Annotated in this window: 19 protein-coding genes, 1 tRNA gene and 1 pseudogene; 10 read left to right on the top strand and 11 right to left on the bottom strand. The window is 52.3% G+C overall.

Annotated elements, in window-relative coordinates:
* Positions 1–111 precede the first annotated feature (111 nt).
* The 4 genes from AAY24_RS03235 (at position 112) to AAY24_RS03220 (ending at position 4,977) form a co-directional block, all read left to right on the top strand.
* Positions 112–198: transfer RNA gene (locus AAY24_RS03235), tRNA-Leu, on the top strand.
* Positions 199–523: 325 nt separating this feature from the next.
* Positions 524–2,365 (top strand): V-type ATP synthase subunit I, encoded by a 1,842-nt coding sequence (locus tag AAY24_RS03230; RefSeq protein WP_046858466.1) that lies wholly within the window; start codon positions 524–526, stop codon positions 2,363–2,365.
* Between the two features lie 463 nt (positions 2,366–2,828).
* Complete coding sequence (locus AAY24_RS03225) at positions 2,829–4,340, top strand: PAS domain-containing sensor histidine kinase (protein ID WP_046858465.1); 1,512 nt, start codon at positions 2,829–2,831, stop codon at positions 4,338–4,340.
* A complete protein-coding gene (locus tag AAY24_RS03220) occupies positions 4,333–4,977 on the top strand; it encodes a response regulator transcription factor (RefSeq protein WP_046858464.1) in 645 nt (214 codons plus the stop codon). The genes AAY24_RS03225 and AAY24_RS03220 overlap by 8 nt, the downstream gene beginning before the upstream one ends.
* Before the next feature lie 39 nt (positions 4,978–5,016).
* Here the strand turns inward: AAY24_RS03220 and AAY24_RS03215 are convergent, their stop codons facing one another.
* Positions 5,017–5,466 (bottom strand): universal stress protein, encoded by a 450-nt coding sequence (locus tag AAY24_RS03215; RefSeq protein ID WP_046858463.1) that lies wholly within the window; start codon positions 5,464–5,466, stop codon positions 5,017–5,019.
* Positions 5,467–5,782: 316 nt separating this feature from the next.
* On the opposite strand from AAY24_RS03215, the pseudogene AAY24_RS03210 reads away from it, so the two are divergent.
* A pseudogene (locus AAY24_RS03210) lies at positions 5,783–6,520 on the top strand (DUF2238 domain-containing protein).
* A 6-nt stretch (positions 6,521–6,526) separates the two neighbouring features.
* Here AAY24_RS03210 and AAY24_RS03205 read toward each other — a convergent pair.
* From AAY24_RS03205 to AAY24_RS03175, 7 genes are all read right to left on the bottom strand, one after another.
* Positions 6,527–7,360 carry a hypothetical protein gene (locus tag AAY24_RS03205; protein ID WP_046858462.1) on the bottom strand — a complete coding sequence of 278 codons (834 nt, stop codon included), beginning with the start codon at positions 7,358–7,360 and terminating at the stop codon, positions 6,527–6,529.
* A gap of 102 nt (positions 7,361–7,462) precedes the next feature.
* Positions 7,463–9,184, bottom strand: a complete 1,722-nt coding sequence (locus tag AAY24_RS03200) for a nickel-dependent hydrogenase large subunit (RefSeq protein ID WP_046858461.1) — start codon at positions 9,182–9,184, stop codon at positions 7,463–7,465.
* Positions 9,185–9,299: 115 nt separating this feature from the next.
* A complete protein-coding gene (locus AAY24_RS03195; protein WP_046858460.1) occupies positions 9,300–10,586 on the bottom strand; it encodes a (Fe-S)-binding protein in 1,287 nt (428 codons plus the stop codon).
* Complete coding sequence (locus AAY24_RS03190) at positions 10,583–11,245, bottom strand: hypothetical protein (RefSeq protein ID WP_046858459.1); 663 nt, start codon at positions 11,243–11,245, stop codon at positions 10,583–10,585. The genes AAY24_RS03195 and AAY24_RS03190 overlap by 4 nt, the downstream gene beginning before the upstream one ends.
* Complete coding sequence (locus tag AAY24_RS03185) at positions 11,242–12,333, bottom strand: hydrogenase small subunit (protein ID WP_046858458.1); 1,092 nt, start codon at positions 12,331–12,333, stop codon at positions 11,242–11,244. The genes AAY24_RS03190 and AAY24_RS03185 overlap by 4 nt, the downstream gene beginning before the upstream one ends.
* A 111-nt stretch (positions 12,334–12,444) precedes the next feature.
* Positions 12,445–12,876 (bottom strand): hydrogenase expression/formation C-terminal domain-containing protein, encoded by a 432-nt coding sequence (locus tag AAY24_RS03180; RefSeq protein WP_046858457.1) that lies wholly within the window; start codon positions 12,874–12,876, stop codon positions 12,445–12,447.
* 192 nt (positions 12,877–13,068) lie between these two features.
* Complete coding sequence (locus tag AAY24_RS03175) at positions 13,069–13,548, bottom strand: HyaD/HybD family hydrogenase maturation endopeptidase (protein ID WP_046858456.1); 480 nt, start codon at positions 13,546–13,548, stop codon at positions 13,069–13,071.
* Positions 13,549–13,700: 152 nt separating this feature from the next.
* On the opposite strand from AAY24_RS03175, the gene AAY24_RS18845 reads away from it, so the two are divergent.
* The 3 genes from AAY24_RS18845 to AAY24_RS03165 all read left to right on the top strand — a co-directional run bounded on the left by AAY24_RS18845 (position 13,701) and on the right by AAY24_RS03165 (position 17,493).
* Positions 13,701–14,009: a hypothetical protein gene (locus AAY24_RS18845; RefSeq protein WP_082117231.1), complete on the top strand. Its 309-nt coding sequence runs from the start codon at positions 13,701–13,703 to the stop codon at positions 14,007–14,009.
* Between the two features lie 547 nt (positions 14,010–14,556).
* Entirely contained in the window at positions 14,557–16,713 is a 2,157-nt protein-coding gene (locus AAY24_RS03170; protein WP_046858455.1) for an adenosylcobalamin-dependent ribonucleoside-diphosphate reductase, read from the top strand.
* 90 nt (positions 16,714–16,803) lie between these two features.
* A complete protein-coding gene (locus AAY24_RS03165) occupies positions 16,804–17,493 on the top strand; it encodes a TSCPD domain-containing protein (RefSeq protein WP_046858454.1) in 690 nt (229 codons plus the stop codon).
* Between the two features lie 428 nt (positions 17,494–17,921).
* Here the strand turns inward: AAY24_RS03165 and AAY24_RS03160 are convergent, their stop codons facing one another.
* Entirely contained in the window at positions 17,922–20,516 is a 2,595-nt protein-coding gene (locus tag AAY24_RS03160) for a DEAD/DEAH box helicase (protein ID WP_046858453.1), read from the bottom strand.
* A gap of 5 nt (positions 20,517–20,521) precedes the next feature.
* Positions 20,522–21,469, bottom strand: coding sequence for a Hachiman antiphage defense system protein HamA (locus AAY24_RS03155; protein WP_046860971.1), 948 nt, complete (start codon positions 21,467–21,469; stop codon positions 20,522–20,524).
* A 151-nt stretch (positions 21,470–21,620) separates the two neighbouring features.
* On the opposite strand from AAY24_RS03155, the gene AAY24_RS18840 reads away from it, so the two are divergent.
* Positions 21,621–22,637, top strand: coding sequence for an IS110 family RNA-guided transposase (locus AAY24_RS18840; protein ID WP_082117005.1), 1,017 nt, complete (start codon positions 21,621–21,623; stop codon positions 22,635–22,637).
* A 496-nt stretch (positions 22,638–23,133) separates the two neighbouring features.
* Here AAY24_RS18840 and AAY24_RS03145 read toward each other — a convergent pair whose 3' ends face one another.
* A complete protein-coding gene (locus AAY24_RS03145) occupies positions 23,134–23,622 on the bottom strand; it encodes a GNAT family N-acetyltransferase (protein ID WP_046858451.1) in 489 nt (162 codons plus the stop codon).
* Between the two features lie 542 nt (positions 23,623–24,164).
* Here AAY24_RS03145 and AAY24_RS03140 point away from each other — a divergent pair.
* Positions 24,165–24,734, top strand: coding sequence for a hypothetical protein (locus AAY24_RS03140; RefSeq protein ID WP_199930479.1), 570 nt, complete (start codon positions 24,165–24,167; stop codon positions 24,732–24,734).
* Positions 24,735–24,789: the final 55 nt, after the last annotated feature.

The following is a 24,789-nucleotide window of genomic DNA, read 5'->3' as shown; positions in this document are numbered from 1 at the left end:
AATTTGTTTAATAGAAATGCCATTGTACCGTTGACAAGCATTAAATGTCGCTGTAAAGTTCGCGGCCTCTGGGAAATGAGCGCGATTAAAAGCGATCTGAACCAGACAAAAGCCGAGGTGGTGAAATTGGTAGACACGCTAGCTTCAGGTGCTAGTGGGGGAAACCCCGTGGAGGTTCAAGTCCTCTCCTCGGCACCAAACTCGAAAACCCCTTTCATATTTATATGTCAGGGGTTTTTTATTGCCCTCTAAACAGCTCATTATAGACTCAGTTGAACTCCAACCAGAGAAATTCAGTTACTACCTGGTAGCTCCACGATCTGCGGAGCTGATCCCCGACAGGCCGAACCATTTTTCCAGCAGAATCCGGCAACCCGCCGGTGACAACAGCCCTTGGGGATTGATCAGGGTCTATCCCCGGACAGGAAAGTCTGTAACCGTTCGCCCTGTCACGTGATAATGGCAGCGGACCCCGGACAGCGGGTTGCTGTTACATCGCTCTACTGGCCAACAGGGATTCAGCTTGCCTACTGCATTTAAATTAAAAGAGATTTTTCGACCCAAAGAGGCACACTGGTTCGAACTCTATGTTCCCCGTGACGACACGGTTTATGCCATTGAGGCGCTGGCCGCCACCGGCGAGGTGCAGCTGGAATCCAGTACCCGTCTGGCTTCTCCCCTGGACGTAGAGAAGATCCGAACCACCTTGGCGGAACTCGATCATTTCTGCAAAATCCACCAGATTGCCCTACCGGCCTATGAGGTCTCCCCGTCACGGCTGCTTGAATCCCCCGAAGAGACCGCCGAACAGGCGCTCTCCTCCATCCGCCACTGGGGTAACCGACTGGTATCCCTGCAGGACCAGATGCACGCACTTCAATCGGAAAAGGAGGATCTGCAACATCTGTTCAACTGTCTCAAGGCACTCCAGGAGGACGACACCGGCATCGAGTTGTTCGCCCACCACGGCGACTTCCTCTACAAGGGGATCTACGCCTGCCCACGGGACCACCCACTGACCCCCAAGCTGGACGATACGATCTGTCGTTATTTTGTCCTTGGAGACACCGAGTTTCTGTTGCTGGCCGCTGACCCCGACCAGAAAGCGGCCATCGATCAGCTGGTGGAGAATTCCGCCTGTATCGAGATCAAGATACCGGAATGGCTACCCCCTGGCCGGTCCGCCCAGAAACAGGCGGTCAGTGAGCGGTTGGCCGTGGTGGAAAGGAGATATCACGAGCTGCGGCACCAGATCGAAGCACATTGGGCCAGCGACAAGCTGAAAAAGACCCTGGCCAATGTGGCGCTTCTGCATTGGTTCCTCAGCAAAGCGCCCAAAGTCACCGAGCGGGGGCGATTCTGCCGGATCACCGGCTGGAGCACCCTGCCCGCCCCCAACGCCGTGGAATCGGTCTTGAAAAAAGCCCATATCGACGCCGTGGTACGTCATCCGCTACCACCACCCACTTCGTTGCCCCCGGTACATATGCTGGAGACCTGGTGGAGCCGTCCGTTCCACCTGTTCAAAGCGTTCTCCGGCACACCGGGACGCAATGAGATCAATCCATCTTTTATTATTCCCCTGGTGGTTCCCCTGCTGTTCGGCTTCATGTTTCCCGACGCGGGCCACGGATTGATGTTACTGGTCTTCGGATTGATTTTTGGCTTCAAGTATTCCCAGCTCCGGTTCCTGGCACCCTGCGGACTCTCCTCCATCATCTTCGGGCTCCTGTTTGGTGAGGCGTTTGGTGTAGAAGAGTTGCTGCCGGTGATCTGGTTCAGGCCCCTGGACGAGCCCTTGCGTGTGCTCGGGGTCTCCCTGCTGATCGGTTGCGGACTGATTCTGACCAGCATGATTTTTTCTGCTATTGAAGCAAAGTGGCGCGGGGCCTTATCCGAATGGTTTGCCACCGAGGCACCGGTAATGGGTCTTTATACCGCCGCCGTAATCGGCGTGTTTCACCACCCCACCCTGCTGGTCATGCCACTACTGCTGCTCTGGTATCTGGCTGGCAGCGTCCTGTTCCAGCAGCGCAGAGGAGAAGTCGATCTGGTCGCGGTTATCGGCCACCTGCTACAGAGCGGTTTTGAGCTGCTGCTGCACAACTTCTCTTTCATCCGTATCGGCGCGTTCGCGCTTGCCCATGCCGGCCTTACCAGCACCGTTGTATTGCTGGCGGATAACATGGAGAACGGAGCGGGTCGTCTGGTGGCGCTGCTGACAGGCCACCTGCTTGTGGTCGGTATTGAGGGATTGGTGGTTTTCATCCAGACCACCCGATTGATCTTTTTTGAGTTCTTTATCGGTTTCCTGCGCGCCGATGGCAGACCCCTGAAACCCCTGTCGCTGCCGGACAAAAAGTAATATAGGCGGAGTACAGTTCCCGGTCGCTTTTGGAACGCCAACACCATAACCAACTGCGCCGGCTCACGAGTATTTTATTTCTCACCCAATCCCCTCCCGACACTGTGATATTCGTTACGTTACCAGGGGTTCATTCCAGACAAATCGTGAAAAGCAGTCGCTGTTTTGCCAATTGTCATTTTTGGATCACACACCTGACTATAAAATGAACCGGTATTCACCGGACACCACCCCATTAAGGAGCATATTCAGTCTGCCAGAAAAAGGGACGGGGCTTGGAATTTTTCAGGTTCGGCACAATCAGATAAATCGTTGAGCACCCGGTCGACTATGCTTAGAACGTGAATCCGGTGCAACACCACTTTGTGGAACGGCTGATTGAGTTGATTAATAAATGGTATCTGCCACCCATCCGGGGAACAAGACTCCAGAAAAAGAGCCGCGAAAAGGTCATCAACCAATTATGGCGTTAAACGAGACACAACACCCGGTTACCTCTATCACGGACAACCTGCCTGGCATGGTTTATCGCTGCCACAACGACCGCAACTGGAGCGCTGAATACATCAGCCAGGGTGCCATCAAACTGACCGGATACACCCCTGCCGAACTGGTTTCAGAGAGTAGAGTCAACCTGGGATCCTTGATCATCGAGGAAGACCGTGAGCGGGTATGGGAGGAGATACAGGCAGCGATCAAACAGGGCCGTTACTACACCACCACTTACCAGATCAGAACCCGACAAGGGGAGTTGAAGTGGGTCTGGGAGCAGGGCCACAAGGTTACTTCGGGCAAACGGAATGAGACTCTGCTGGAAGGGATAATCATCGACATCACCGAGCAGAAAAGAACGGAATCGGAGTTGTACCAATACGGCAAGTGCTTTCGCAGCATTGTGGACGGCTCTGTGGAAGGCATATTTGTCCACCGGGACTGGCGGCCACTGTTTGTGAATCAATCCCTGGCGGATATGCTCGGTTACGACTCCCCGGCCGAAATCCTGGCGATGGATTCCGTTTCGGATATTGTCGCGCCCCATGAACGGCCCCGCCTCAGCGCCTACGCAGAGGCCCGCATGACCGGAGGAAATCCGCCCAGACGCTACGAATTCGAGGCGTTGCGCCGAGATGGATCACCCATCATTCTTGAAAATCTCGCCAGCAAAGTGAACTGGATAGGACAGGAGGCGATCCTCGCTACCCTGATCGATGTGTCGAAACGTAAACGAGCCGAAGAGGAGGCGAAGCGTTATCGTGAACAGCTTGGACACATCGACCGCTTAAATGTATTGGGTGAGATGGCGGCCGGCATTGCCCATGAAATCAACCAACCCCTGACCGCCATTCTCAGTCGTTGCGGTGCCGCCCGACGCCGCATAAACATGAACAACCCGGACCTGGACAAGCTGCGCATCGCTCTGGAGGCGATCGAGCAACAGGCACACCGCACCGGCGAAGTTATCGAGCGAGTACGTACGCTCGCCAAACATTCCACCGGCCAGCGGGAATCATTCAATATCAACGCACTGATAAAACAGTGTGTCGAATTTGCAGAGCTGGATGATCGTATCGACAGTATCCATTTAAAGATCGATCTGAACCACAGCTTGCCATCCGTTATTGGCGACCCCATACAGGTGCAGCAGGTGATACTCAATCTGATGCGAAATGCCTGTGAAGCCATGACAGGGCTGCCGCCCGAACAGCGAATCTTGACTCTGGCCGTGGGACGGCATGACCAGGATACCGTGCAGGTTTCCATCTGTGACAATGGATCCGGTATCAGCGAATCCACGGAAAAGGGTCTGTTTCAATCGTTTTTCACTACCAAGGAGCTGGGCTTAGGCATGGGGCTGTCGATCAGCCGCTCAATTATTGATGCCAATGGGGGTAGCCTCTGGTTTACCCGCAACCCTGAACAGGGTGTCACCTTCCGTTTTACCCTACCAGTTACGCCGGAGAAAGCGCATGAGTGATAACACCCCGAATGTATTTATTGTGGATGATGACCTGGCCGTTCGTGAATCACTATCCGATCTGATGGACTCGGTCGGGCTGAACGCCGAAACCTACGCATCTGCCCAGGAGTTCCTCACCCGTTACACCCCGACACTCTGGGGTTGTCTGGTGCTGGACATCCGTATGTTCGGTATGAGTGGACTGGAACTGCAGGATGAACTGATCCGACGAGGCGCTCTGCTGCCGACCATTTTCATCACCGGTCACGGAGACGTTCCCATGGCGGTACAGGCGATGCGCCGGGGGGCGATGGATTTCATTCAGAAGCCCTTTCGCGAACAGGAGCTGCTGGACAGCATCAACCTGGCCCTGGAAAACGGCAGCAAAATCCGGGCAAGTGAACTGGAGCGCCAGACCGTCTGGCAACAGGTCGAGTCACTGACCCCCCGGGAACGGGAAGTCATGGACAAGATCATTGCCGGCAAATCGAATAAGGTTATCGCGGCCGACCTGGGATTGAGTCAACGGACCGTGGAGGTACATCGCGCCAATATGATGGAGAAGCTGCAAGTACATTCACTCGCGGACCTGGTGCGGGTGATCACCCATGCGGGACTGGATGGGACGGAACATCAGGTTTACTCGAATGGATAAACGCCACCTGGCCCACGCCGGGCATGCTCAGCGAGCCATTCAATCGGCCATAACACCGCGCACAATCAACACTTCGCAAGGCGCCTCCAGCAGTACCCCCTCAGCGGTGGAACCCAGCAGAGCGGATGCCCCGCCCTGGCCATAGGGTCCGATGACGATCAGGTTCGCCCGGATCTCCCTGGCGACCTGCACAATCTCATATTTGGCCGCGCCCGGTGTCACCCGCACAATCAGCACAGCGGCGTGATACTGGATGCGCCTGGCCAACTGCTCAAGCCGTTTTCGACACTCTCCCTCCAGATGCTGGGCAAGATCTTCCAGCTTGACGGAACCTTGCTGAATACGCTTATCTTCAGGGAAGTATTCAACCACGTGCAGCAGCGTGAGCATGGCGTTGAAATGCCCGACCAGGTCCACAGCCCGCCGGGCCGCAATTTCGCTGAATTTGGAAAAGTCTGTCGCCAACAGAATCTGTTGATACGCCTTCATGATTTACTCCCGAGCAATTGCACGGGCCCACCCGGCCATGCCAGTCTGACCCGCACCTGACTACCCGGATATGATGCGACGGATTGACCAAAGACGATACAGGGGGAATATTCGTAATTTCCCTGTGGAAACTACCTAACGCTCCCCGGCAGTGGTTTACATGGGTTGGCGGGCCTATCAGGGAAGGTTCCCGTTCCGGCAGGCAGAGTCACAAGAAGAGCAGGCGATTGTCTGAATGGAAGTTGGGATACAATAGCTGACCTCGGAGCAAACTATCTTTTCAGGATATCCAGCCACTGGCCAACAGACAGGTGCAATGACCACATTCAATAACAATTCTCACCGCCGTTTCACATTGACCCTGCTCTGCCTGTTTCTGGCCTGGTGGCTCTGGCTCGCCATTGCCCCCCTCTACCGTAACGATTGGCTACTGGAGAACGCGCTGGTGTTGCTCTCTATCGGCCTGCTGGTGGGAACCTACCAGCAACTCCCCCTGTCCCGTATCTCCTACACCCTGATCTTCCTGTTTTTCTGCCTGCATGAGGTGGGGGCACACTACACCTACGCCGAGGTGCCCTACGACGCCTGGTTTCAGCGCCTGACCGGGCACACCCTCAATGAGCAGCTCGGTTGGGAGCGCAACAACTTCGACCGGGTGGTGCACTTTCTATATGGCCTGCTGCTGGCCTATCCGATACGGGAGGTATTTCTGCGGGTGGCCAGTGTGCGGGGCTTCTGGGGCTACTTCCTGCCACTGGACCTGACCATGTCCAGCTCCATGATGTTTGAGCTGTTCGAGTGAGGAGCGGCCGAGCTTTTCGGAGGAGCGCTGGGTATGGCTTATCTCGGCACCCAAGGTGATGTATGGGACAGCCATAAGGATATGGCCCTTGCATCCCTTGGTGCGTTGATCGCCATGTCCGGTACAGCACTGCTAAACAGCTACCTGCAACGCGATTTCAGCCAGGAGTGGATAGAGAGTCTGCGGGTGAAACAGCCTGCTCCGCTGGGTGAAGAGGAGATCCTCCGCCTAATCGACAAGGAGAATCCATAGCAACGGCTAGCGACGATCAAGCCACTTCAATCCCAACCAGGCGTACAGACCACCGGCAATCAACCCACCCGTGCTCCCGCCGAGGATCGCCAACATCACTTGCTGGAAACCGACCTGCTGGTCTGAAAAGGCGGCTAACTCATAACTGGCGGCCATCACCTCATGCACAGACCAGATACTACCGGCCACCACTACTGAAAGTAACGCAGCCACCAGAGAGCCCACCATCGACAGGGGCAAGCGACAATCCATGCGGCTGATCACCTTGAATACCCCATAGATGTAGAAGGTGCCGGTCACCGGCACCAGTACAGCGGTTACCAGATAGCTGTTCAGCTCAATAGCTGTCCTGCTCACTCCCCACAACATGATGCCAGCAAGCGCACCGGCGACCAACCCGGTCAAGGCCTTCATCAGTGCCCCGCTCACTTCACGGTGGGTGTTACCGTAGATAAAGCCGGCAACCACGCCGGCCATCAGGGAGACAGCGGCCATCTCATCAAGCTGATGATTATTGGCAAGAATCAGGTAACCGATCCCCGAAACCGAGCCGGCAAGTGTGCCGATAATCGCCACCTGGAAGGAACCATAGAATGCCGCACCGACGGCGCCGGCAAACGCGGCAGCCGGGATAATGGCCAGATCATTGCCCATCAGAGGAGAGAGCACACCCGCGAAACCGACATAGAGTCCGCCAAAAATACTGCCCACAAACCCCCAGATAATGGCGCGAATAAAAATATCAGCCTTTCGGCCATGGTAGTTACTGCTTCCAGGGCCCTGTGACGCAGCCGGATCGATACCACTGCGTTCAATGGCAATACTGTTGGTCGATTTCATGGATTACCCTTTTAGGGTTGGATTGGATGAAGAGAGCGAGTGACCAAAACCGATCCGGTCATCCCCCTTTAACAGAAGGGATGACTGGATCGGTTGCTGGACTCAGACCACCTTGACCTGGACCATCTCTTCGCCATCTTCATCGGACAGATGTACAGCACAGGCGATACAGGGATCGAAGCTGTGCACGGTACGCAGGATCTCCAGGGGCTGCTTCGGATCGTGCACCTGATGATTATCCTGCAGTGCCGCTTCATAGGCTCCCGCCTGCCCTTCCCCGTCCCGGGGGCCGGCATTCCAGGTGGAGGGCACCACTGCCTGATAGTTCTTGATCTTGGTGTCCTTGATCACTATCCAGTGGCCCAGTGCACCCCGTGGGGCCTCCATGTAACCTGCCCCCTGACATTCGCTGGGCCAGGATGAAGGCTCCCACAACTTCTCATTAAAGGTCTTGCTGTCACCCGCTTTGATATTGGCGACCAGATCGTTGTACCAGCCCTGCATCGCGTCGCCCAGTATCTTCGACTCCAGCGTACGGGCGGCGGTTCGGCCCAGGGTTGAGAACATCGCTTCAATCGGCAGATCCAGCTTTTTAAGCGCATACCCGGCCAACTCCTTGGTGGGTTCATGGCCCTTGGCATAGAGCAGCAGCACCCGGGCCAGGGGGCCCACTTCCATGGCATGGTTCTTCCAGCGTGGCGATTTCATCCAGGAGTAGCCCTGGTCCACATCCAGGTGTTTATAGGGCGGTTTCGGCCCGGTGTAATTCAGATTGGTCTCGCCATCATAGGGGTGCAGGCCCTGTTCATTACCGTCATCGTAGTCATACCAGGAGTGTTGCACGTACTCCTGGATCTGCGAGGCGTCGTGAACGTCAACATCGTGAACGGTGCTGAGATCCCGATTCAGGATCACACCGGGGGGGAACAGCAGTCCGGTGGTGTCGCTCATGCTGCTGGCGGGCAGATCACCATAGCACATGAAGTTACCCAGGCCCTCGCCCCGCTTGAACCAGTCCTTATAGAAAGAGGCCACCGCCAGTGTATCGGGCAGGTAGACCTGATCGACAAACTGCTGCATCTGGCTGATGATGTCCTGCACCTGGGAGAGTTTCTTGGCATTGATCGCTGAATCGGAGTTCAGATCAATGGGTGACGCCACACCGCCCACCAGGAAATTGGGATGGGGGTTCTTGCCGCCAAAAATGGTGTGCAGTTTAGCCACATCCCGCTGCCAGACCAGTGCTTCCAGATAGTGGGCCACCGCCATCAGGTTGGCCTCGGGTGGCAGTTTGTAGGCCGGATGTCCCCAATACGCCTTGGAGAAGATGCCCAACTGGCCACCCTCAACAAATCCTTTCAGCTTCTTCTTCATATCAGAGAAGTAACCCGGTGAGGACTTCGGCCAGTTACCGAGGGACTGGGCCAGCTCGGAAGTCGCCTTGGGATCGGCGTCCAGGGCTGAGACCACGTCCACCCAGTCCAGCGCATGCAGATGATAGAAGTGCATCACATGATCATGGATAAACTGCGCACCGATCATCAGGTTTCTGATCAGCTGGGCGTTTTTGGGTATCTCGTAATCCAGCGCATCCTCGACAGCGCGGATCGAGGCCATGCCATGTACCAGGGTGCAGACACCGCAGATACGCTGTACATAGGCCCAGGCATCCCGTGGATCACGCCCCTTGAGAATGGTTTCGATACCGCGCACCATGGTGCCGGACGAGTAGGCCTGGCTGATATTGTTGCCTTCCATCTGCGCCTCTATACGCAGATGGCCCTCAATACGTGTGATCGGGTCAACGACAATGCGTTCGCTCATAACTCTTATTCTCCCGTAGCCGTCCCGGTTAGCACTGGACGGAGCTTGGCGCGCTTGGCGCTCCTGCAATATTTTTTAATAGACCTTCCACTCACCGGGAGTGGAAGGCTGCGCACTATTTTTCAGCTTCTTCTGGCTCGTCATCCACCACCAGGTGATCGGCGATCATCTCGGAAAGCCCCACTATGGGCATCTCGATGTTGTACTCTTCGAGTCCCTCTTCGATCACCAGGCGGCAGTTGGCGCAGGCCGTCACCAGCACATCCGCGCCGGTCTCGGCAATCTGGTCTCGCTTACGCTTGAACGCCTTGATCCGCAGCTCATCGGCATCCTCGTTACTGGAGACACCGCCGCCACCGCCACAACACCAGGCCAGCTTGCCCCGGTCCTTCATGTCGACAAAATTGCTGGTGACCATATCCATGAGCCGGCGGGGCTCGTCGATCACACCGCCCTTGCGGACCAGGGAACAGGGGTCATGGAACGTGTGTGTATCCGTTTCCAGGTCCTTGGTCTTGATGCGTCCGGCAGCCCGCAACTCGTCCAGCAGTTCCAGAATATGTACCACCCGGAACGGGAACGGCCGACCAATCAGATTGGGGCCTTCCCAGCGAATCGCGGTGTAGGCGTGACCACACTCCGGGCTGATGACATATTTCACTTTCAGCCGCTCGGCGCCATCTACGACGCGCTGCACCAGGGTACGGGCGATATCGCTGGAGCCGATCTGGATACCGGAGTTGGTAGCCTCAAAAGCGGTGGAGCAGAGCGTCCAGCTGACACCCGCCTGTTTGAAGATCTTGGCCAACCCTTCCAGATACTCGGGGAAGTTCATGATCTCCATTGAAGAGAGCAGCGCCATGTAGTCGGCCCCCTCCACATCCACGGGAATCTTCAGGCCGCTGTCCGCCTCGATATGCCGGATCTGTGCCTCCAGGGCATTCAGCTTCACCCCCATGGGGCTGCCGATGGTGACGGCCCGGACCGACGCACCCTTGACCCCTTCCGGCGCGTTGCCGGAAGCGACCATGCCTTCACGGGTTTTGCGGATCATGTAGGCGATATCGTTGCCCACCGGGCAGATCATGGAGCAGCGGGCACACATGGTGCAGCTGTCGTAGAGCAGCTCCTGCCACTCCTCCAGCATCTCGTCAGTGACCGGTTTATGCAGGCCCAGGGCCTTTTTGACCTTGCCGAACAGGGTGTACTCCTGCTCCCAGACCCGGCGCAGGGGCTCCAGTTTGTAGATCGGCGTATATTTGGGATCGCCGGTTTCGGTATAGAACAGACAGGCTTCGGCACACATACCGCAACTGACGCAACTGGAAAAGAAGGAGGCGACTGGCGCATCGATCTGTTCTTTCAGGGCGTTAATGCCCCTTTCAAGTGTGGCTTCACTCATGATTCAACCCCCCGACGGCCGTTCATGGCGCCGTTGTACCAGCGCGAAAGGAAAACGGTGAACGTGTGCATCAGCTTGGTGAACGGGAAGGCGATCATCAGCGCCTCCACGCTCAGGATATGCAGCCCGAGAATCACCGGGTATGGATTGACCAGACGGTGATAGGCCAGGTAGCCGGTCAGGATGGGCAGGAATGTCAACGCCCAGACCAGCCAGTCTTCCCAGGTGGTGATCTTCTGCATCACCGGATTCATGATGCGGTGCCACAGTCCCGCCAGCAGACCGACAATGGCGAGGACGGCCGCGGCATCCACAATCGGTGTCGGCAGGCCGGGCCAGCTGATGCCGAAGGTGGCGCGAAACAGCTCGATATGGGGCACAAACAGAAACAGGCTGATAAACAGACCGATATGGAACATATACCCGGTGACCACCGTCAGTGGTTGACGCCGGAAAGTACCCAGGTCAGGAATGGACCGGGTGAGGATCGTTTTCATACCGGGACCGAACTCAGTGCCCCGGGCTTCTGCAAGGTTCTGCTTGCGACCCAGTGAAATGACTTCAAACAGCCGCAGAATAACGCCTATAACAAAAATGGTAACCGCAATGTTGAACGCGGTACCCTTTGTCCAGATGAGAAAGTCCATCGGTTCATTCATGATGATTTCTCCAAATCGTCGATGGTGACAGTTTCATGGGCCTTCTGTGCCGCATCCTTCTCTTTGAAATTGATACCCGCGGCCGCAGCGCCCAGCGCCAGGCCGGCGGCACCAGCGAATGCCACGGTCTGTGAGTTGTCGCTGATCGGTACCGACAGGGCGTTGTAGAATCCACCCGCATCCCAGAACCGGGGCTCGGAGCAGCCCAGGCAACCATGCCCGGACTCCACCGGCCAGCTGGTCCCCTGGTTCCACTTGGTGGTGGCACAGGCGTTATAGGTCATGGGACCTTTGCAACCCAGCTTGTAGAGACACCAGCCGGCTTTTGCTCCCTCGTCATCGAAGGTCTCGGCAAACAGACCCTTGTCGTAGAACGGACGACGATAACAGCGATCGTGAATACTCTGGCCGTAGAACACCTTGGGGCGGTTGTATTGATCCAGTTCCGGGATCGAACCGAAGGTGAGGAAATGGGCCAACACCCCGGTGATCACCGTGGGGATCGGCGGACAACCGGAGACATTGATGATCGGTTTATCGGTAATGATATCCGCCACCGACACGGCACCGGTCGGGTTGGGATTGGCCTGGGGCAGCCCACCGAAGGCGGCACAGGTACCCACGGCAATAATGGCCGCCGCATCTTTTGCCGTCTCCTCCAACATCTGCAGATTGCTGATGCCGGCGATTGTGGAGTAGCCGGGATCACCCAGGGGGATCGAACCATCCACTACCAGGATGTATTTCCCCTTGTTCTCGTGCATGGCCGCTTCCCGGGCCGCTTCGGCGGCATCGCCGGCTGCTGCCTGCAGAGTGTGATGATAATCCAGGGAGATATGATCGAAGATCAGACTCTCAACCGATGGTGAGTGACTGCGGGTGAGTGATTCGGTACACCCGGTACACTCCTGAAAAGAGAGCCAGATAACCGATGGGCGCCGCGCCTTTTCCAGTGCCTGCGCTATGGCCGGGACCATAGTAGGCGGTAAAGCCATGAGCGAGGCGGTTGCGGTACAAAACTTCAGGAAACCGCGCCGGGAAACCCCGTGACGTCTGAGGCTGTCACCGAGGGTGCTTTTGTCAGCCATGTTACCTCCCTTAATCTATTGCTGATTTCTGTTAATTTTCTGTTGTTCTTCGTAATCGCGATTATCACTCTCTAACCGCGATCATCTGTTCCGGGCTGACTGGCCGACAGCTCACTCCGTACCCTGCAGTTCGTCTTCCAGCAGCGTAGCCAGTTTATCCAGACTTTGGGACATATCATCCGCCTGAGCGCGCAACAGATCGGGAATATCGATCACTTCGATCTGAAACGCGATACGCTCATCTTCACTGTTGTAATGATCCACGATCCAGACACCGCTGAAGCGGGACTCCTTGATGCTGGTCCGGCCCAGACTATCCAGAGTTGCCTGAACCTCGCCCTGTCCCAACAGATCAAGCAGGCGCTCTTCATCACCCGGCCCGAAGGGGATGGCACGCAGGTCGATAATGGTGGATTCACCGGTGCGTACCAGTCGCTTCAAGGCGTGGCGGACCTCATTGAGCAGAGGCAAGGTATTGTGCGTCAATTCGGCGTTTCCGGAAGCCGAAACGGATGAGGAGTCTGTCTGATCTAGTGCGCTCATATACTTAATTCGTCCCTTGCCTTAAAGATTATCCTGATTGACAAAAATCAATGATGACACAGGTCAGGTTACTTCTGCTTTTCGTCAAATCATTATTAAATAATTAATAAATTACTTAATAATGTAATAAAACAACTCACAGAACCGGGTTGAAGATTATTTTTATTCCCCGGCCCATTTGGACAATTACCTTTATTCCTCTGCCCAGCGGTCGATCAGGCCGATGACCTGGGAAACGGCCACCGGTACCGCCTGCGCAACCGGTGCAGAAGGCTGTTCGCCCCAATCCAGATTTTCCGGCTCTATTCCCACCAGCGCCCGCCTTTCCGGGTAGTGATCAGAGAGCCGGGCAATATCCAGCAGGTCGGTCAGGCCCACCTCATGGACGCTCTGTCGATCACCGGTCAGGTAGCGATCCATATCGCTCCCCTCATAGCAGACCACACTGCCCGGGCTATTGCCGGTGCGGGCGGCGTCAACCACAATCAACTGGTCATGCTCCGCCAGCAAACCGGCCAGGGAGAAGCTCAATGTACCCCCATCGACGAAAGTGGTGCCCGGCTTCTCGGCAAACTGCTCCTGTAGCCGATTAACGACATGCACACCGACGCCTTCGTCGGTCAACAGGGTGTTTCCAACCCCTAATACCAAAGTGGTTTTTTGCTTATTCAATGTGAGTGTTTCCGAGTGGCCAGTACTATAGCTATATTCATTTATTAACAACTACTAATGATATGACTTCAATCAAAATATTTTTTGATTAAAGCCGATATTCTACTTCTACACCAGATTGTATTTCGGACAACCTAATCGGAGGGATGATTATGAAAAAGACCCGTCAGATTCTTGTTGCCGCTCTGATAGCCGGCTCTGCGGCTATGGCACCGTCGTCTGCAAGCGCATTCTGGGGGTGGGGTCCATGGGATGGCTGGGGTGCGCCCTGGTCCGGCGGCCCCTGGGGCGGCTACCCCTACTACGGAGGTTATCCATACTATGGCGGTTACCCGCCCTATGGTTACGGTTATGCCCCCTACGGGTACTATCCCCCCTACCCTTACACCGTTAATCCCTATTTAACCCAACCGGCCCGGCAACCTGCGGCACCTGGCAAACCCGACGCAGAGGACAAATAGGCAACCTGACAGCTTCAGAAACTGATACACCTATCCGCCGTCACAAAAATCCGGCGGCGGATGGGAAGCGGAGACGATATTTCCTCCCACTCCATCCTGAAACCAACCATCACTAGTAAAAAAGTTTGAACCGCAACACAATATATAGTGTTTTGCTGAATATCCTTGTCTTTCCGGTACTTATCCTCAACCGACTGACACAAACAATTTGTAACATATTGTTTTTCTTATTTATTAGTATTCACTTATGGTTCTATAGACACACTTGACAGGCGACACCATCCCCCCTAATCTCCGTCTGACTAAAACACAACATCTTGTGTTTTCTCGCCGAACATGGAAAGCGACGCTACAATATATGGGAATCAGCCCTAAAGACCTGATCCCCAGCGACAGCGCACCAAGCCGGTGAATGACGCGCCCTTACCCAATTTGAAGTCGTGAAGAATTGCTTATGCGTTTATTGCGCCCTTTTGCACCAGTATCAGCCAACCGGGTGCTGGCGCAGCGGACTTAATAAATAGAAGAGCCCAAGGATTTGTCTAAAATGAAAAGCGCCCATCTGAAAGCTGTACCCACTGCCGCCGTGGAGATACCCTTGCAACCCGCCTCACTTGATATATGGGATACCAAGTACCGCCTGAAAGCAAAGGACGGTACCCCTGTCGACCAGGACATCGATGGCACCTATCAGCGGGTTGCCCGGGCCCTGGCCGAGATTGAATCCTCCCCGGAACTACAGGAAGAGTGGGAAGCGCGTTTTCTCTGGGCTCTGCGACGCGGCGCCATTCCGGCGGGCCGTATTACTTCCAACGCCGGCGCCCTGGAGCATAAGCCCGCCACATCGACCATTAACTGCACGGTTTCCGGCACCATCTACGACTCCATGGATGAGATCCTCGGCAAGGTGCACGAAGCGGGGCTGACCCTGAAAGCCGGCTGCGGTATCGGTTACGAGTTCTCCACCCTGCGTCCGCGAGGCGCCTATGTGAGTGGTGCCGGCGCCTACACCTCCGGTCCCCTCTCGTTCATGGATATCTACGACAAGATGTGCTTCACCGTCTCGTCCGCCGGTGGACGCCGGGGCGCCCAGATGGCCACCTTTGACGTGGGCCATCCCGATGTGATGGATTTCATCCGCGCCAAGCGTGAGGCCGGCCGCCTGCGTCAATTCAACCTATCCCTGCTTATCACCGAAGAGTTCATGGAAGCGGTCAAGAAGGACGCCAAGTGGGACCTGGCCTTCCCGATCTCGGAAAAAGAGCTGCAGGAGGATCAGATCGACCTCACCGACAGCAAAAAAGTGATCTGGCGCGAGTGGCCTTACAAGGACGGTTTTATCAGCGATGAGACCGGTACCAAGGTCGCCTGCCGAATCTACAAAACCATTCGTGCCCAACGGCTGTGGGACGTCATCATGTCCTCCACCTATGACTACGCCGAGCCCGGCTTCATCCTGATCGACAAGGTCAACGAGATGAACAACAACTGGTTCTGCGAAAACGTGCGCGCCACCAACCCCTGTGGTGAACAGCCCCTGCCGCCCTATGGCGCCTGTCTGCTGGGCTCAATCAACCTGACCAAGTTTGTCCGCAACGCCTTCACCCAGGAAGCCTCCTTTGACTGGGCGGAATTCCGTGAGGTTGTGGCTGTATTCACCCGCATGCTGGACAACGTGGTGGAGATCAACGGCCTGCCGCTGGAAGAGCAGCGTAAAGAGATCGAGCACAAACGCCGTCACGGCATGGGTTACCTGGGACTCGGCTCCGCCATGACCATGCTGGGCATGCAGTACGGTGATGCCGCCTCGCTGCGTTTCACCGAGAAAGTGACCAAAGAGCTGGCCATGGTAGGCTGGCAGACCGGCCTGGAACTGGCCCAGGAAAAGGGCCCGGCTCCGATCATGGAGCAGGAGTTCACCGTAACCAAGGAGATGCTCACCCAGCGCCCTGAGATGGCGGTGGACAACTGGAAAGTGGGCGATAAGATCAAGGGCAAGGTCCTGCATGCCAGATACAGCCGCTACATGCAGCAGATTGCCGCCGAAAACCCTGAACTGGTGGATCAGCTCGCCGAACATGGCTGCCGCTTCACCCACCACAGCTCCATTGCCCCGACCGGCACCATCTCGCTCTCCCTGGCGAACAACGCCAGCAACGGCATCGAGCCCAGCTTCGCTCACCACTACTCCCGCAACATCATCCGGGAAGGCAAGAAGAGCAAAGAGAAGGTGGATGTATTCAGCTTTGAACTGCTGGCCTATCGTGAATTGATCAACAAAGAGGCGATGCCGTATGCCGAAGAGTCCGACAAACAGCTACCGGACTACTTCATCACGGCGGACAAGGTAACGCCCAAGCAGCATGTGGATGTGCAGGCCGCCGCGCAGAAGTGGATCGACTCGTCCATCTCGAAAACGGCCAATGTGCCGACTGACTTCGATTACGACGCCTTCAAGGATATCTACCTCTACGCCTATGAACAGGGATTGAAAGGCTGCACCACCTTCCGCTTCAATCCGGAAGCGTTCCAGGGCGTACTGGTGAAAGAAGAGGACCTGGCCAACACCACCTACAAGTTCACCCTGGAAGATGGCACCGAGATCGAAGCCAAGGGTAACGAAGAGATCGAATACGACGGCGAAATCCATACCGCCGCCAACCTGTTCGATGCCATGAAAGAGGGCTACTACGGTAAGTTCTGACACGGCGTAACAGACCAGACAGTAAGCAGCAGACCGCGGTCTGCCTCAGAGGATTCAACCGTTCAGCACCTGCTGACAAGGTTAAGAGAAATGGCAATCAAGATCGAAAGTAAAATCGTTGGCTTCAGTGTCAATAAAGAGGAAGAGGCCCCCGCCGCCGAGGAAGCCAAGGCGCCGGAAAGCAACATCATCCAGATGCATGAAAAAGTGGCGCGGCCCGAGATGCTGTTCGGCTCCACTTACAAGATCAGCACGCCCCTTTCCGAGCATGCACTCTATGTCACCATCAATGACATCATTCTGAACCACGGTACCGAGCACGAGGTACGCCGCCCCTACGAAGTGTTCATCAACTCCAAGAACATGGATCACTTCCAATGGATCGTCGCCCTGACCCGGATTATCTCAGCCGTGTTCCGCAAAGGTGGCGATGTCACCTTCCTGGTTGAGGAGTTGCGCTCAGTGTTCGATCCCAGCGGCGGCTATTTCAAGAAAGGCGGCAAGTACATGCCCTCCCTGGTTGCCGAGATCGGCGATGCTATCCACTGCCACCTGGTGATGATCGGCCTGCTCAAAGAGGAAGGCCCGGACGAGCACCAGCAGAAACTGATTGATGAAAAACGCGCCCAGTACGAACAGTCGATCAACCTGCGCGACCAGGAGCACACCAGTGATTTTCCTGAAGGCGCCCAGCTGTGTAAAAAATGCAATACCAAGGCCGCCATCATGATGGACGGCTGCCTCACCTGCCTGAATTGTGGTGATTCAAAATGTGGTTGAGCCTACTGGTAAATTAAATTGTAGGTTTGCTATCCAAACAGAAAAAGGCGGGATTAACCCCGCCTTTTTTGTTGGTGCGATAAAGCACTGCTGTGACTCTCTAAGAGCACGGACAATTTCCCTACCTACTTGGCAGACTGGAATCATCCGGAACTGGGTTACTGCTGATGTCCGCCTTGCCTGTAGAGAATAGCCCCATCCCTTCTCTTGCTTAAAATAACGGCTTAGCAATCAAAGAAATGGCCGTGTGCAATCAATGACTCTGACTCTTAGATTTACATGAATAAACGTCTCTAGATCATCGTTAGGCATCCAAACTCCCTTTGATATAACGCTACCAACAGCGACTGTGCTGTAGCGAGGTCCAGCGCACGAAGTACGCGATGCTGCTTGGCTTTGTTAGATTGAGTAACACAGTATTTTGCCAACTAGTATCCAGCCTTCATCAGGTGCCTTTTAAAGATGTTAGGAAGTTTTTCCTTATTAATGGCTGAAAGCGCTTTTTCTGCAGAAGAATCTATCTTCTTGATTTTGCTTGAGATTGAAAGTGCTACAGATCTATTTATTCCACAACTCATTAGTTCTAAAACCACAGGGTCGTAACTCCCCATTTCTAGCATTGAGGGTAGATTTAGAATATAGGCATTTTCTTCAACTTCTTCTTCGTTCAAAAAGTATGAAACCATGTCAGCCCAGAGCATGAGATATTTAACTGCAATGAAAGTCAGATTAGTACTGATATGGCTAGTAATTCTCCGCGCTGCCTTATCGACTTCTTTCTCATCATTATTGTTTTCACCAATGAGATCAAGAATGAAGAACTTATGTTTTTTTCCTGTCATCCAACGATGGGCGTCCCTTACAAGTCTTCCTATATTAATGTAGTTGTCTTTCGCATAACCATCACCATTGATCTCATATTCGATATTGAAAATATCATTGAGTCTGTTGAAGATACTCCATAGCTGAAAGTAATAGCTTTTTTCTTGGAACGCCACAGAATCTGAATCTCTACCACCATTGGTCATGGGCTTCCTACTAATCAGCCAATTTTCTATGCCTTCGGCTTGAATCGCCCCGAAAAGCTTGTTTTGCAAGATAGGATCAATAAACGGATTTTTAGCTATAAGTTCTTGAGGTATAGTCATACCTTCGTACATAGATTCTAATTTCTTAGAAAAATCTTCGACGTTTTCTGATGAAACCCCTGAGCTTGATAGAATTCTGTCGAAGTGATTTCTGTCGGTTTTAAATATTGCCCTCAAGTAAGATAGGTTGCCGTAAATATCTTTATCACCCGTCATTTCGCGTATCTGATCTCCTGACATATCGGCAATAACTGATAGATGATCTTCATTTTTTTTAAGGAAAATATTAGTTGATGTATCAACAGTTTTGTTAACTTCGGTTTCAAGTTTCTTGCTCCCCCATTCATCATCAACAATATCAATACAGTAGATTTCACCATAAAGTTTAGTGTTGGCCCTGCCTGCTCGACCAAGAAGATTAAGAAAATCAAAGGCTGGCATATCGTCCGAATTCACTTTAGGGCTTATGACAATGAGTCTGTCCGCAGGCAAGTTAACACCTTGCAGCAAAGTAGATGTGCAAACAATATTCTTAATTATTGACTCCGAATAGAGTTCCTCTACTTCTTGCCTTACAATATCTGGAAGCCCTGCATGGTGATATGCAACTCCAAGCCTAAGGGTTCGGATGAGTGAGTAATCTGGATGCACTTCTTCAGATAAGAAATCTATTAGATCCTTAACTCTAGAGTCGGCCGCCTCAATAATTTTGGGGTTCTTTGAGGCGATAACAGGAGCAATTTTGCTTGCCCATTTCTCTGCAAGGTTTTTCTTTGGAGCATAATAAATATTATGGTCCTCAGGAGAAAACATATCTGCAATAACCTCTAGCGCCTCCCCTTTGTTTGTTTTTATCTTCGAATACAGTGATTTTCTCAACTTAATATCACCTGAGATTATTCGTTGAGTTGGGCTTGATATTTTATATTGGGCTATTTTTTTGTTTGGAAAAAAAGTAAGTGCTGACCGAACCTGAAACACTGGAGAGGATAGAGTTTGATGATCAATAATAGAGACATTACAGATTTTCTTAATGCTGTCTGAAAGTGAGTTTATGAATGGCCCTGCGACGACAAGTTGAGTAGAAGTCCAAGTAGAGATTACTCGATATAATATGTTCTCAAATATAACCCCTCTCGAACCGGCTTCAATATTATGCACTTCATCCATGAATATTAATTCTGGTGGAGTTATATTTTTGTCTTGTAGAAGTTTCAAACATCTCTCTGGCGTCAGCACATATATAGTGGCAAGATTATCTTCTTCATTAGCTATGTAGGTCGTATACACGTGCGCTTTTTCGTGAAGCTGGCTCTTTAGCACGTTGCTTACTTGATTTATCAGTGCTTTTGTTGGCACGATAAAAACTATATTCTTTGCACCAACTTCTACCAGCTCCATAATATACTTTTTGATGATGAAAGATTTACCCGCTGATGTTGGGGCAGAGATAGCTATGTTCTCTCCAGAGTTAAGGGACTCCCATAGCTTTTTCTGAAACTCAGTGAAAAAGATCTTTGTGTCATCGGAGAATTCGTGCTCTAGCAGCGCTCTATGTGCAGCCAGTTCAAAATTTAGTAGCGTTCCATAATCGCTGAGTGTGTTTTCTTTATGGAAGAGTTTGGGTATATGACTGCTGGTAATAAGGTTTCCAGCTCTTGATTGCAGGATATAGCACACACGTTTGTATATTTCATTTTCTCTATCGGTAAGATGGAGCAGTGCTCCAAACGCATTTGCCATATTGCGTTCTTTATCATCATCACTAAGAGCTGCTATCGAAGCGAGCCAGGTAGCTTTTTTGATCTCTTCATTATCAAGATCGATTTGCACATTATCTGCTACTTTATCTTCGAGAAATAGCTTTTCCAATAGCTTGTCAAACACTCGAATAAAGTCTTCATGATTTGCTGCTTGAGAATATATCTGCGTCATATTATTTATTTTTTATGTGATACATAGTCTATGCCGTGGATTTCTTTATAGAGCGCGTGTTTGAACTTAGATACATTAGTCAACGGTATAAGAAATACATCGATGTATATCTTCTTGAGCTCTGTATATTCATTTAATTTGTCACCTAGAAGTTTTTGTATCTTTTTTGACCTGCCAGTTAGCCATTCGCTGAACATCTGCTCTGCTTCGTCTTTATTCTTAGCCTTCTCTTCGATAGCACTAATTACATTTGATTCGAAAACAAGAAGAACTGGGTGCACCTTGACACATCCTTTGTACTGCTTGGTACCTGGAGTAAATGCTTGATAAAGGCTCTCGACATCATCTAATGATGAAAAATTCTCTGAAATATTTGACCGAGCAATGAACATTTCATGTCCTAGTTGACCGGTACTATAGTTGTCGTAAAATCTATCCAGTGACTCTAACGCCTCTTCCATGGCCCCAGCAGCTCCTTGGTGAATCTTGGATTCCCCAATTAAGATAGCTAATTCATCTTTATAGTCACCAAAAAAAATACCATCGCCGCCTTTGACTTGATCGTTTGTATTTGTAATAAGAGATAGTTTATGACTTACAAGAGGTGTCTGGAGAAATTTTTCTGTCAGAAGATATAGAAGAAGTTCTCCGTACTTACCATCCATATCTGGATTTGTTTTTCCGAAGAATTTCATTGCCTTTTGAAAAGGAACCTTTCCTTCTTTGTGGAAGCATGCTAGCTGCTTTTCATCAAAAACATAGTGTTCGATTGATTCTGCCAGTGCCTCTGTTAGAGCGAGCATCTCTTGCTGAGTACCTGAAAAGTCCAGAGAAATGAATCGACACACTGTTTTCTGGTCTTCAAGAACGGAGTGGACTTTTAAATGATCGTCAATCCATGAGTGCTTGCCAGCTACGAGGCTTGACCAGTTAATCGCCTTCAATTTATCCATATTGATCGCTTTTACATTAACACCTAATTGATTCCGCCTAGTTAATACGGACATTCTAACAAATGGAATGGACCCATCCCTCTTCAAAGTGGGTATAGATTGAACCACCATTAAGAAGACATTTTCTCGCTATCTGACTAGAGGGTCCTTTATGAATATTCAGACTATCGTCATCGATCTCGCCAAGGATGTATTTCAAGTGCATGCTGTAGATCAGCATGGCCATACTGTCCTGAAAAAGCGACTGAACCGCAAACAGCTTCGTCCTTTCTTCGCGACTCTGCCAAGCTGTACTATTGGTATAGAGGCCTGTAGTAGTGCCAGCTATTGGGCGCGTCAACTCGAATCTCTTGGCCATGAGCTCCGCCAGATGAGTCCCCAGCATGTAAAGCCTTACGTAAAAACAAACAAGAACGACTACAACGATGCCGAGGCCATCTGTGAAGCGGTTACTCGGCCTAACATGCGTTTTGTGTCCACTAAGTCTGTTGAGCAGCAGGACATACAGGCCATTCATCGCATCAGAGAACGGCTTATTAGAGTTCGTACTGCCCTGATCAACCAAACCCGTGGATTGCTGCGTGAGTACAGCGTCTCCTTCCCCCTGAGCCACGCTGCCTTCAACGCCCGCATAAGCGATGCCCTTGAGAAGGCCCGGAATGATCTCTCCATGCTGACCCGAGAACTTATTGCCGACCAGATTGAACAACTGCGTGATTTGGATAGGCGAATCTGTCAATACGATCAACGCATCGGCAGGGTTTTTCAGAACAATCCTTTGTGTAAACGACTGGCAGGCGTAAATGGTGTTGGGCCGATGACAGCTACCGCCATAGTTTCCGCCGTCGGTGATGCAAGCACGTTCCGCAATGGCCGACAACTCGCCGCCTGGATCGGATTGGTTCCGCGACAACACTCCAGTGGCGGCCAACCCCGACTCCTCGGTATCAGTAAACGGGGCAATACCTATTTGCGCACACTCCTGATTCGCGGAGCCCGAGCGGTGCTCCGTTATAGTCGGGATAGAGATGATCCTAGAAGCCGCTGGTTGCGGGAACTCATTGCACGCCGCGGCTTTAATCGGGTTTGTGTTGCTTTGGCGAATAAAAATGCCCGTATCCTCTGGGCGTTGATGGCTCGCGGCACCACGTATCAACCCGCAGCATAAGCAGTAGGAGGTTTCCTCACCCAGACGACGCGTAAGATGATTGCGTGATGGTTTCACAGGTCAGACCGGCTCTTGCAGAACCTGGCTAATCAGCGGGCTTGCCACCAAAGCACAGCCGACTAACAGATGAGGTGGAAGAGTGCGGTTTCCATCAGGGTCAGGCGGCTTCAAAGCGCCATCGATAGGCCGTATGTAAGTGTGCAGTCGTGACCTGTTTTCCATCATAAATAGTCCTTTACAACACCGGGTTGGGTCCATGTAATTTGATTATGCGTCTCCCATGCTCGTATAAATGAATATTGCAGCACGCACGCATAATTAAATATTGGGACTTATAATTTTCTTATAGTTGTATTCTAAGGAATAAATCCAGACTTATGCACTCAAGCTATCGAAGTATATTCCTTAATTTTTCGCGGTTTATCAACCGAAAAACCTGTCGAATAGCCACTAGGTGGGTCACAACTTGATGTCGCTACCTGTTGATCAGGGCATACTAGTTTTCTAGCCACTTATACATAACCAACGCATCGACAAGCCCTTTCTCTGGATGGTTAAAGGCTTTTGGTAGCCTACCTACAATCTCGAATCCTAGTTTGCTCCACAAATGAACCGCGCCCTCGTTGCTTGAGGCGACAAAATTAAATTGCATGGCCTTGTAACCAAGCTCTAATGCCATTTTCTGCGAGTGCTCACACATGATAGTTGCCAGCCCTCGCCCTCTTGCTTGTGACGAAACCATATAGCCGCAATTACAAACATGGCTTCCGGGCCCTTCTTGATTGGTTTTTAAATAATAGGTTCCGACTATGTCTCCATTCTCTTCCAAGACGTATGTCTTCCTTGGAGCGTCGATCCATATCTTCTTCCCCTGTTCGATAGTGGTGGAAGGCCGGTACGCATAGGTCTCGCCTGCTTTGACAATTTCGTGAAAGATTGGCCATATCAACACCCAGTCTTTTTCAGTTGCTTCTCTTATTCTCATACGAAAACTCTTCTAAAAAGATAACATTCAGAAAATGAACAGCGGGAGGTAGCGCACCGACGAATACCACCCCCGTCGTTCTGCTTGTGCTCTTTGTTACCTGGTGGGCAAAGTTGCAAGTATCCTGGCAATTGACACTCAACTAAACCGATATAGCCAGCACGCAGGATAATCCAGTGCATCGCTGCCTATCCTGACCAGCCGCTTCAGGGAGTTGCCGCCATACCTGCATGGCGTAACCACTGATACAGCTAATTCCCGAGTATATTTGTCAGTATTATTTACACCTCGGCAGCTACTCCCATCGACAAGTTCACCTAAGAGACTGTTATTCCACGATAAGAGAATCCATCGACTCATTCTTGCTTACTTTTTTTTCGTAATTCAAGCAGTCTACTGATAACCCTCACAGAGGACTTGCAAGAATGAATCTCACCCACAAACTACTTGCTGTCACCCTGTTGCTGACCACATGTTTCGCGGGAAATGTGCAGGCAATTTACCTCAACCATTCAAATATCACTGTAGCTTTGGGATCCAGCATGGCTGCAGAGCCATTTGCCAACCGCTCGACTGCCGACTCATTAGCCAGTGTGATTGATGCAGCCTCGGCAACCACGGAGGAGTTTCACACACAATCCACCCATGTCTGGGTAAATGGTGGAAGCCTGGAACTGGATTTTGATTTCGGCACCGAATACGACCTGACTACCCTGCACTTCTGGAATTATTGGGGCGAGGGTTACGATGTGGACAACATTGCGTTTACCTTCTTCGATACCACCATGCAGTTGGTCGGCGCACTGGATGTGATCAATCCATTCCTTGGCGGTTACCAGGAGCCAGGCCCGTTCAACGACAGTACACCGTTAAGCGCACAGAATTACGCACTGAGTTTTTCCTCCAAGGTGCAATTCGTCAACGCCGTTTTGACCGGTTCGAATGGTCAGGTTGACTTCAACAACATCGGCTTTACCGGCCAGTTGTCGATCTGTGCGACCAACCCCTCATTGCCGGAGTGTCTCAACAGCGTGCCGACACCGGGTACCCTGCTGCTGTTGACGCTTGGCCTGGGCGTCATCGGACTGCGGAGACCCCTGGCGCGGCGCTGAAGAAACAGTGGTTTCTGAGACCTCTGACCCCGCCCCGGCGGGGTTTCTTTTGACT

Source organism: Sedimenticola thiotaurini (assembly GCF_001007875.1).
Lineage (GTDB): Bacteria > Pseudomonadota > Gammaproteobacteria > Chromatiales > Chromatiaceae > Sedimenticola > Sedimenticola thiotaurini.
This window is presented reverse-complemented; position numbering and strand designations above follow the sequence as displayed.